Raw genomic sequence first — 10805 nt, 5'->3', positions numbered from 1 at the left:
ATTTATAAAATCAAATTTTAAAATTTCACTGCTCGGTCATGGCGGCAGTAGGGCAGAATTTTACGCTAGCGCGCTAGCTGAAATTTTAAAATTCTAAATTACGTCGCGCTTCCGTCGTATGAAAAAATTCCACTAGAAGTAAAATTTAAAACATTAAAATCCCATAGCGGCGCAAATTCCAAATCATTAGAATTTTACGACATCACAAAACCTCGGGCATCAAAATTCCCTTACGGTGCATTATGCCACGATGCAAAATTTTAAAATTTAGCGCAATCGCGAGCCGTAAAATTCTATAAAATTCTGCGAGATCCCAAAGCCTAGCCGGAATTTAAAGATAAATTCCATAAATCCCTAAAGCCTCGGCAAACTGCGAAATCCGGGCGAAATTTCAAAATTATTATTCTGAAATTTGGACCCCACCTATCTAAAGCCTAGCCGATTTGCCCGAGCGAAAATACGCCGTGATCGCAAGAGCTATCATCGAGGCAACCATCACATACGCCCAGCCAGGCACAGGAATGCGCTCGCCGCTAGCATAAGAGTGCATGCCGCTTAGGTAGAAATTTACGCCAAAATAGGTCATTATGACGCTAAAATACGCAAACATCGAGGCTACGGCAAAGGCGAACTGATTGTTGAGCTTAGGCATAAATCTAAAATGCACGACCACCGCGTAGATGAAAATCGTAATGAGCGCCCAGGTCTCCTTCGGATCCCAGCCCCAGTAGCGCCCCCAGCTTTCGTTCGCCCACACGCCGCCTAGGAAGTTGCCGACGGTTAGCAAGCAAAGCCCTAGGATCATCGACATTTCGTTGATATGCGTAGCCTCCGTGATATTGCGCGCGATCTCGGGGTTTTTCTTGTCAAACAGGAACATCACGAGGGTAAAAATTCCAAGCAGCATGCAAAGGCCTAAAAATCCGTAGCTCGCGGTGATTACCGAGACGTGAATCGTAAGCCAGTGCGATTTTAGAACCGGCTGGAGATTAGTGATCTGCGGATCGATGTCGCTAAGATGTGCCACCATCAGCGTTATGCCCGCCATTATCGAGGTAAGCGCCAGCGAAATAGCGGATTTGCGCGAGAAAAATATTCCGCTTAGCGACAGCGCCCACGCGATGTAGATGAGCGATTCGTAGGAGTTACTCCACGGCGCGTGCCCCGAGACGTAGCCGCGTAGCGCAAGACCTGCAGTATGCGCGATGAAGGCGACGATATTTACGACGTAAACGAGCTTAAACGCGCCGCCTAAGCGAAGAGCGGGCTTCATCATCCGCAAAAAGATAAAGATCAGAAGCAAAAATCCCGAGACAGTGTAGATCGGAAAGAGGCGAGAAAAAATTTTAGCCTTATTAAATAAAATTTCATATTTTATTGCGCTCTCGCTAGGCATTAAATTTGCGCCGTTTTGTGCTTGGTATTTTTTGACGTAGCTTAGCATCTTTTCTGCGCCGCTCCAATCCCCGCTTTCTTGGGCATAGACCACGGACGAAACGAATATTCCCATCATCTTTTTAACTTCAGTTGATTCGTTTTGATCCAGCGCATCGCCTAGATATAGCGGCGAAAGCCACTCGTTATTTTTAGCGTTCTTAACCGGAATAATTCTAAAATAATCCCCCATAAACGCCGAGTAAAAGACGTTTACGCGCTCATTTACCTTGATGATCTCTTTATCTAGCACACCGCGATTGCCCAAAGGCTTGCGATTAATCTCCTCGACCATTTTATCGAGCTTGTAATAGTTCTCGCCGCCTTTAAATTCAAAAAAATCCATCATACTGGCGTGGCTTTGCTTCTCATCCATACCTAGAATTTTCTTAAGCTCCGGCTCGCTAACCTTGATAATCGGCGCGCGCCTCCAGTAGCTTTGATTTAGCATAAAAGAAAGCGCAGCGGCGTTGTGGTTTAAAATTTCGCCATTTGGTGCCTTATAGTCGTCGGCTCGGTAAATTTTATTTAAAAGCTCCCTAGAAACTGTATCAAAAGGCTCCATTCGCCCATCAAATCCCTGAATTACGAGGCTTGCTAAATCCTCACTAAATTTAGGATCAAATTTCGGCACGGCTAGCTCGCCTCCCATAGTAGAAAAATTATGCGGTGGGACGGAGTCTTGCTCCGCTGCAGATTCTTGCGAAGCGGAGCTCTGCTTGGAATTTTCAACGGCGGAATTTTGCATGGAATTCTGCGCGGAATTTTGCGAAGCGGGATCTTGCACGCTAGCCGGGCTTTGCGGCGCAGAATTTTCTGCGGCTGCATTTGAGGCAGAATTTTGCGAAATAGAATTTTGAGTCGTGAAGTTTTGTTCGGCATTTGCTGTGCTAGGATACAATGCAGCCGAGCTCAAAGCCAACGCGCCTACAAATGCTAATGCCGCGCCTTTAGTACCGCGTCGCGATTTTTTGGCGCGTTTTGATATGGAGCTTTCTGCGGAGCTTACGGGCACCGAGCTAGACGCGGAATTTTTAGAATTTACATCTTTTTCTCGAGCAAGATGTGTATTTTCGCTGATTAAGCGCGAGAGCTTGAAAAAGCGCGAGCCTCGGTTGAAAAAGTTAAAAAACATCCCCACGCAAAGCAAAAAATAACCGATGTAAGTTGGAACTTTGCCGGGGTCTTTATTGACCGAAAGCACGGTGCCGCGCTCATCCGTGTCGTATGAGCTTTGGAAAAATCGGTATCCGCCGTAATCGAGCACATGATTCATAAAAATATCATAATCGAAGCTCGAATTGCCGTCTTTTAGCGTGATTTCGCTTTTATATCCGGAGGGCGAATTGGTGCCTGGATAGCGATCCATCACAAAGTCGCGAAGCGCGATTTTAAAAGGCAGATGAAGCATCTTTGGCGCCAAGGCTACGATGAAATTCTTATCACCCACCTTGTAGCTAGCACCATGCGAATCCCTAGGTACGTAGATTTCGCGACTCTGCCCTGCAAAGCTTAGCGTAGCTACTACGCCGGGCTCACCCGGTAAATTCGTATCGACTGGGACGAATTTCTCGATCGCGGAGCTAAGCAGGCTAACGGGGGCGAAATTTATCCCGTCGAAGCTGTAAAGCAAGAGATTGCCTAGCAGATTATCCTCGTTTTTCCTAAGCGGCGAAGTGCTCATATCGGCCATTTTAGTGGCATTTATATCAAGACTTGAGTTTAGATAAAATTTGCCGTCTTTGGATTTTATATAGATGAAATTCTTACTTTTAGGCTCTGCATTAAAAGTAATACTAAGCTCGCCTATATCCATGCTTTCTCCTGATTGCAAGGAGACATTTTGGCTGCCAACATTGTTGGAAAATAATAGTTCCACGCGCGCAGGAGCCTGTCCGGTCGGATCTTGCACCCATTTTAGCTCGCCGTGTTCTATTAGCTCTTTAAATTTTAAATTTGCGATCCTACCCTCTACATCTAGATTGAGATCGAAGTTCATCCGTCCTGCGCCGTTTAAAAATTTGCTCTCGTCAGCAGATATAAACTCGCCGTCACTGCCTAAAGTAAGGAGCTGAACGACCTCGTCTTTGGTCGTTACGATCGAGCTTTCGCCGCCCTCTCTTATATGGATATTGCCCTCAAAGCCGAAATATCTAGTCAAAATCGCTCCAGCAAGCATAAACAAAAAGCTTGCATGAAAGATTAGCGCAGGCAGCGTGCGAAGCTTAATCATGCGGTAGCGATAGATATTGTAGGTTAAATTTATTCCCAAAAGAACCATCAGTGCGCCAAACCACGCAGTAGAATAAACCATCGCCCAAGCTACTTCCGTGCCGTAAGCGGTCTCTATGAAAGTGGCGATCGCACAGGCTAGCGCCAAAATCAGTAGCATCACTGACGCGCACTCCATACTAAAAAATGTCTTCATTGATTTCCTTTAGATTTACGAGGGTTTTCAAAATCGCGAGATTTTAGCAAAAATTGCTTAATTTTTCATTTTACGACCTGCAAGCGCACGCCTACTAGCGTAGCGCGAATATGCGTTAAGATGCTTTGACAAAGCGATCAAATTCTCATCTTAGGCATTCGCGCAGGAATTTAACGGCGCGGATAAAATTTTATAAAATGCTACGAAATTTAGCGAATTCTATTAAATTTCGTGCGTCATCTCATCGCGTAATTTATAATTTAGAATTCCGCAAAGATAAAATTTTATTTTTGCGGAATTCCTTCTTATTATTTTTTGCCTTGGGTATATGCGAGCTCGCACACGTCGCCCACGGCTTGGTGGCACGGGATCGCCGAGATCGAGTTATTAGGCGAGCCATCAATCACTTTGTCTGAATAAACCAAATAGATCAGCGAGCCCTGCACCGCGTCGTAAAGCCTAACTACGTGGGTCTTTTTGAAGATTAACGAGCTGCGTTTTTCAAAAATATCCTCTTTTTTCAGCTCCTCTTTAATGATGATTTTAGGCGCTGTCTGCACGCACGAAACAGAGGCTTCGGAGCGGTCCTCCTCCACGCCGATGATCTCTTTGGCACCGCCTTTTTTGGCGTAAGAGACGTAGCAGGTCACGCCGTCGATCTTAGGATCTTTAACCGCGATAACTTCGATGCGATCGTCTTTGCCAAAAATTCTAAACGAAGTATTTACGCTACCTACGAGCTCGTAATCGCCCGCGCAAGCAAAAGCCGCTAAAATCGCTACTAGAATAAATTTTTTCATAATAATCCTTTGGAATTTTAGCGGCGATTTTATCATTTATAATATAAATATTAAGCAAGTTTTTATAAAATACCGCGATTTAAATTTAAAGGAATTTTATGATCGAAGATATCTTTAGAGAATACGATATTCGCGGTATCGTGGGCGAGGAGCTAAACGAGCGCAGCGTAAAAGCGATCGGCTTTGCTCTTGGCAAACATATCGTAAATCTCGGGCTTGAACGCGTTAGCGTGGGATACGACGCCCGTCTTAGCGCGGACGAGCTTTTCGGCTATTTCGTAAGCGGGCTAAATTTCGCCAGATTGCGGGTTTATAATATCGGCTTGCTACCGACGCCGGTGGGCTATTTTAGCGTATTTACGCATAAATTTGACGCAAACGTAATGATCACCGGCTCGCACAACCCCAAAAATTACAACGGCTTTAAAATAACGATCGGCACGGATAGCTTCTTTGGCTCGGATTTGAAACGTCTGGGTGCGCAGGTGCAGGAGCTGATCGGTTCAAATTTTGAAATTCCAACCGATACAAGCACCCAGAGGTACGACATTTTAAGCGAGTATCTAGCATATTTTGAGAAGGAATTTGCAGCGCTTAAGGGCTTTGCTACGCCTTTTATAATTGACTGCGCAAACGGCGCCGCAGGCGTTACCTCTACTAAAATCATCGAAAGACTTGGTTTGAATGCTAAAGTTTTATTCCCGCAGCCAGACGGCAATTTCCCAAACCACCACCCCGATCCCAGCGAGGAGAAAAATTTAGCGGATCTTAAAGCTACGATAAAGCAAGACGGCGTGAGCTTGGGCTTCGGTTTCGACGGGGATGCCGATAGGATCGCCGTGCTTACACCGCGCCGCAATATCAAAGGCGACGAGCTAGCCTGCCTGCTTGCCTTAAATATGCACCGCCCGCGCATCCTAGGCGAGGTCAAATGCTCGCAGGCGATGTACGATACCATCGATAAGATCGGCAAAAGCTTCATGGGCAAGACCGGCCATAGCAATATCAAAAAGGCGATGAAGGAGCTCGGTATTGATCTTGCCGCGGAGGTTAGCGGGCATATTTATTTTAAAGAGCGATATTTCGGCTTTGATGATGGCGTATATGCGATGATGCGCGTGCTTGAGCTCGTAGCTAAAGGATATGATTTAGACGCCGAACTAGACAAGCTACCGCGAGTTTTTAGCACCGACGAGATAAAATTTAATACGAGTGAGGAGGCGAAATTTAAGATCATCGAAGCTCTTAAAGCTCAAATCCACGCAGGTATCGCGGAGCTGCCACCCATCCGCGATATTATCGAGATCGACGGCATCAGAGTGCGGTTTGATGACGGCTGGGCGCTCGTACGGGCAAGCAATACCACGCCTGTGATCGTAACTCGCTTTGAGGCTCTCAGCCCCGAGTTTCGCGACGAAATGCAGCGCGTATTTTTAGGTAAACTAGAAAATTTAAAGGACCAGAGATGAACGAATCTGAAAAGCAAGAGGTTGAGAAAAATATAAAAGAGCTTTTGGCTGCGAGAGCGGAATTTTTTAAATTCTTAGACGAGCGCGTGCCAAAGATCGCGGGCACCGACGTATTTGATTTCGAGCGTGCAGGCGCGGCTAGCTTGAAAGAAGTTTACGCGAAATTCTACGGCTACGACTACGCTGCGCGCAAGCTGCTGCCATATTTATACCGCACTTACGGACTAAATTTCGATGTCTGAGATCATCTTAGATCGCGCCGCTTATGCGCACAATCTAGCGCAAATCGCCGCCAAAGTAGGTGGAGCGGAGCGAGTATTTTTGGTAGCCAAGGATAATTCATACGGCCATGGCTGCAGACTTTGCTGTGAGGAAGCGGCGAAACTAGGCTTCGTACGCGCCGTAACGCGAAGTACTGCGGAAGCTGCGCAGATTGCGGATTTATTTGATGAAATTTTAGTGCTCTCGCACATTCCGCGCGGGGACGAGGATGAGCGTTTTTGCTACGCGGTAAATGATCTGAGCTACTTTGCGCGTCTTAAACGAGGGCTTAAAATTTATATCGCTGCAGATACTGCGATGCACAGAAACGGCATCGGTGCGAGCGAGCTAGATGAGACGCTTAGGCTGTGCAAGGAAGGCGGATTTAAGCTACGTGGTTTTTTCACACACTTTCGCGCAAGCGACGAGCTAAGCGGCGATTTTTTCGCACAAAGGCAAAATTTCATAGAATTTAAGCGTCTCGCAGGGCAAAAAACCGCCGCCGCGGGCTTTAAAAATTTAAAATTTCATTCGAGCAACTCCGCAGCTATCGAGCGAAGTGCGGGCTTTGAGGACGAATATGTGCGCGTAGGCATGGCGCAATTTGGATATCCGCAATTTGACGAGAGCCTAAATTTACGCCCTGTGCTAAAGCTCTATGCCGATCTGATCAGCTCGCGCGTGCTAAAAAAAGGCGAGCGCGTGGGCTACGGCGCGAAATTTGAAGCGCCGCGCGATATGAGGATCGGCACATACGATTTAGGCTACGCAGACGGGCTATTTCGCTACGACGGTGAGGGCGAGCTAGCGCTTGCAAGCGGGCAAAAAATGCTCGGAAAAATGTCGATGGATAGCTTCTGTGCAGAATTCGGCGGAGAGCGAGTTTGCGTGCTGGACGATGCGCAGATTTGGGCAAAACACTTTGGCACGATCGAATATGAAATTTTAGTCAAATTAAATTCCAACATCCCAAGGAGATTTCAATGAAAGAGCTGCAAGGAGAAAATAACGAGAGTATAGGTTACGACGATAAAGGCTTATCCGCGCGAGGCGAGAACTTTGGCGAAGGAGAGTATCCGCGCCAAAAAGGAGGGCTTCATATCTTAATCAAAGCCCTAATCGTCTTAGTGATTGCGGCGATTGCGTTTGCGATATTTGCAGTGCCGGTTTACAATAAACTCGTAAGCAAAGATGAAGAAGTTAAGGCCGCGTGGAGTCAGGTGCAAAATCAATATCAGCGTCGCGCCGATTTGATTCCAAATTTCGTAGAAACCGTCAAGGGCTACGCTAGCCATGAAAAAGATACCTTAGAAGGCGTCATAAATGCCCGCGCTAAGGCAACTGCTGTCAATATCAATGCAGAAAGTTTAGCGCAAGATCCGGAGGCGTTTGCGAAATTTAACGGCGCCCAAGGTGAGCTTAGCTCAGCCCTATCGCGCTTGATGCTGGTAGTCGAGCGTTATCCGGATCTTAAGGCAAATCAGAATTTCGCCGACTTGCAAAATCAGCTCGAAGGCACGGAAAATCGCATCGCTGTAGCGCGCAAGGACTACATCGCCTCGGTGCAGGAATATAACAAGCTAATTAGGACCTTTCCTACGAACATCATCGCGCGCATAGTAGGACTAGGCGGCGCCAAACCTAGCTTTAGCGCTGATAGCTCAAGCCAAAAAGCCCCTAGCGTCTCGTTTAAATAACGCTAAAGGCGGCAAATGCTAAGCGAGCAGTGCAAGCAAAAAATCCACGAGCTAATCACGAAAGCCGAAGCTGCAAGCGGTGCGCAGATCGTCTGCGTGGTCGCGCGCGAAGCAAGCAAGGACTGCGAAGCTAGCTATAGCGCGGCGGCAGTGACGGCGTTTGCGATCGGCATCGTTCTGTGCTTCGTGCCGCAAATAAGCAAAGCTGAGCTACTGCAGATCGTAGCGCTCAGCTTCATAGCGATTAAAGCTCTGCTAGCTAAATGCCCCACGCTTTTAACTCTAATCACGCCTAAATCTCGCAGACTTCGGCTCTCGGGCGAGTTTGCGATGCAAAAATTTTACGAGCGTTACGGCAGCGTAAAAGAAGCGATAATGTTTTGCGTCTGCGTCCGCGAGCGCTGCGCTCATATCATCTGCGGCGCGCGAGCGGCGGAGTTTATCTCTAAGGGTGAGTTTGAACGTATCGCGACAGAATTTAACCCCAGCACGCAAGGTCTTGAGCCTGCTGTTTTAAAGGCGATGGACGCGCTGTGCAAGCTAGCCATGCAAGTGCCTAAAAATAGCGAAAATAACGAGATAGAAGAGACCTTGGTGGAACTGCGATGAGAGTGGCTTGGAGATTTGCTTTTTCCCTGATGGCGCTATTTGTAATAAGCGTCGCCGCACCTAGCGAGTATCTAGCCCGCCCAAACGGCACCGCTGTAATCGATGAGGCTGGTATTTTACGCCCAGCCGCGAGAGAGAGTCTGAATGAAATTTTAACGACTTTCGATAAAAATTCCACAAACCAGATCATGCTCGTAAGCCTAAAATCGCTCGGTGGCTACTCTATCGAGGAAATCGGCGTAGAGCAGGCACGCGCTCTTGGTATCGGGCAAAAAGGGCGCGACAACGGCGTACTGCTGCTCGTCGCTCCGCACGAGCATAAAGTGCGTATCGAGGTCGGATACGGGCTAGAGGGCGTGCTAACCGATATGCGCGCCAAGCGCATCATCAACAATAAAATTCTACCCTATTTTAGGCAGAGAGATTACGAAAGTGGCGTCATTAGCGGGATTTCGGCGATCATCAGCACGATCGAAGGCGGCGATATAAAATTTGATCCTCTTAACGCCAACGCGCAGCAGGATCCGAGCAACAAGGACTTTGCGATCTTTATGGTACTTTTTGCGGTCTTGCTTTTCGCGATACTAAGCCGCCGCGTGACGCGCCTCAGAAGAAGCGATGAGGATATAATCTCAAGTGCAGACATCATAAACGAAATCGCGCGCTCATCGCGCATGAGAGGCAGCCCATCTGGGGATTTTGGTAGATTTGGAGGAAGTGGCGGTTTTAGCGGAGGCGGCTTCAGTGGGGGCGGCGGAAGCTTCGGCGGAGGCGGTGCTAGCGGAAGCTGGTAGCCACAGAAATTTTATCAAAATTCCAAATCGTAGAATTTTGTATAAATTTTAAAATTTTAGAATTTCTAAATTCGGCTACTGGTGTAGAAAAACAGCACGAGTGGCTTATCATTGCCCTCGATCTTTAGCGTGCGCTCGGAGGGGTCGAACTTGGAGGCAAGCGAGATGCCGTCGCTGCTTAGATGGTGCTTCCATCCGTCGCAGCCTGCGAGCAGCAACGCAAACACGGCGGCGGCAACTTTTAAATTTAAAAATTTCATAATCTGAAATCCGTCCTTAAATCTGCTTTTAAAACTGCTAAATTCGTTTTTAAATTTGCGTTTGAAATTTTAAAATTCACGGCGCGATACCTGTCAGAATTTATGTCTCGATACGCTCCGAGGCGTATGTCGTAATAATCTATGCTTGGGTTCATGCCGTGACCTTTAACGAGATTCATGTCATAATCCGCGCTAGAATTTATATCGTGGCATATATTTAAATTTAAGTCTCGATCTGCGTTAAAGTTTATGCTTTGGCATGTGCTGCAGCAATATGCTATAAAGCGTATGTCGCGATCCGTGTCGTAATCCGCGCTAAAGTCTATGTAACGATTTGCCTCGCAATTTGTACTCGTAGCGTTTTGGTTTTTAAAATTTAGACTTTTAAAATTTTGATTTTTTAAATTTTTACCCACTCCGCTCGGTTTTGCGACGATGCTTGATCTTTCGAGACAAACGGCTTCGGCGGGAATGAGTAGCAAAGAGTTGCACCTGCACGCGCGAGCTTTGTGCGGATCCAAAAAGAGCGTGCGCAGGCGATGAAATTTTTAAATTTTAACGTAGCTTTATTTTTTATCATGCGAGCTAAATTTTACGCACCATCATTTTGCGCGCTAGAATTTTTGGCATCGGGATTTTCGCCGCTTAAATTTTCAGCGCCCCGATCTTCGCTGCCAGAGCTTTGCGAGGCGGAATTTCTAAAATTATATTTTTTGATATTGGAATTTTCTGTAGCCGAAGCATTTGCGCCCGCATTTTTGCCATTAGAATTTTCGCCAATTAAATTTATTTTTTGGAGAATTTTAAATCCAAATTACGCGCCCTATTATTTCATCACATCATCACGAGTTATTTACGTAAAATTTCACCTATTAAAAATTTGGACGCAAAATTCCACCTGCGAAATCTCGATAAAATTTTGCCATTAAATTACGAAACGAAATTCTACCTCGCAATTCCGCCGCTATTTCTTGGCGATTTTATAGTAGCCGTCTTTAAAAACGACCTTACCCGCATCCACAAGACGCTTTAAAAGCTGCGCGCTTGCTTCGT

10 protein-coding genes are annotated in these 10805 nt (G+C 46.6%); 6 read left to right on the top strand and 4 right to left on the bottom strand.

What is annotated here, in order from left to right:
* Positions 1–427: 427 nt before the first annotated feature.
* Both ccsA and Q0393_RS06230 read right to left on the bottom strand, forming a co-directional pair.
* A complete protein-coding gene (gene ccsA / locus Q0393_RS06235; RefSeq protein WP_298978762.1) occupies positions 428–3862 on the bottom strand; it encodes a cytochrome c biogenesis protein CcsA in 3435 nt (1144 codons plus the stop codon).
* Between the two features lie 308 nt (positions 3863–4170).
* Positions 4171–4662, bottom strand: a complete 492-nt coding sequence (locus Q0393_RS06230) for a CreA family protein (RefSeq protein WP_298026422.1) — start codon at positions 4660–4662, stop codon at positions 4171–4173.
* 98 nt (positions 4663–4760) lie between these two features.
* Here Q0393_RS06230 and Q0393_RS06225 point away from each other — a divergent pair, with 98 nt between their 5' ends.
* From Q0393_RS06225 to Q0393_RS06200, 6 genes are read left to right on the top strand one after another with little or no spacing between them, the layout of a single operon-like run.
* Positions 4761–6131, top strand: coding sequence for a phosphomannomutase/phosphoglucomutase (locus Q0393_RS06225; RefSeq protein WP_298978760.1), 1371 nt, complete (start codon positions 4761–4763; stop codon positions 6129–6131).
* Positions 6128–6373 (top strand): CmeU family protein, encoded by a 246-nt coding sequence (gene cmeU / locus Q0393_RS06220; RefSeq protein WP_297880638.1) that lies wholly within the window; start codon positions 6128–6130, stop codon positions 6371–6373. The genes Q0393_RS06225 and cmeU overlap by 4 nt, the downstream gene beginning before the upstream one ends.
* A complete protein-coding gene (locus tag Q0393_RS06215; RefSeq protein ID WP_298978757.1) occupies positions 6366–7379 on the top strand; it encodes an alanine racemase in 1014 nt (337 codons plus the stop codon). Before cmeU ends, Q0393_RS06215 begins: the two co-directional genes overlap by 8 nt.
* A complete protein-coding gene (locus Q0393_RS06210) occupies positions 7376–8089 on the top strand; it encodes a LemA family protein (protein ID WP_298978755.1) in 714 nt (237 codons plus the stop codon). Before Q0393_RS06215 ends, Q0393_RS06210 begins: the two co-directional genes overlap by 4 nt.
* A 15-nt stretch (positions 8090–8104) precedes the next feature.
* On the top strand, positions 8105–8698 hold the full coding sequence (locus tag Q0393_RS06205) for a hypothetical protein (protein WP_298978753.1): 594 nt from the start codon (positions 8105–8107) through the stop codon (positions 8696–8698).
* On the top strand, positions 8695–9492 hold the full coding sequence (locus Q0393_RS06200) for a YgcG family protein (RefSeq protein ID WP_298978751.1): 798 nt from the start codon (positions 8695–8697) through the stop codon (positions 9490–9492). Before Q0393_RS06205 ends, Q0393_RS06200 begins: the two co-directional genes overlap by 4 nt.
* Before the next feature lie 65 nt (positions 9493–9557).
* Here Q0393_RS06200 and Q0393_RS06195 read toward each other — a convergent pair whose 3' ends face one another.
* Together Q0393_RS06195 and Q0393_RS06190 are read right to left on the bottom strand one after the other, a co-directional pair.
* Positions 9558–9752: a hypothetical protein gene (locus Q0393_RS06195; RefSeq protein ID WP_298097253.1), complete on the bottom strand. Its 195-nt coding sequence runs from the start codon at positions 9750–9752 to the stop codon at positions 9558–9560.
* Positions 9749–10234: a hypothetical protein gene (locus Q0393_RS06190; protein ID WP_298978749.1), complete on the bottom strand. Its 486-nt coding sequence runs from the start codon at positions 10232–10234 to the stop codon at positions 9749–9751. Before Q0393_RS06190 ends, Q0393_RS06195 begins: the two co-directional genes overlap by 4 nt.
* Between the last annotated feature and the right edge of the window lie 571 nt (positions 10235–10805).

This window comes from uncultured Campylobacter sp. (assembly GCF_938015785.1).
GTDB lineage: Bacteria > Campylobacterota > Campylobacteria > Campylobacterales > Campylobacteraceae > Campylobacter_B.
Note: the sequence above shows the minus strand (reverse complement) of the source record. Positions and strands in the feature narration are given on the sequence as shown.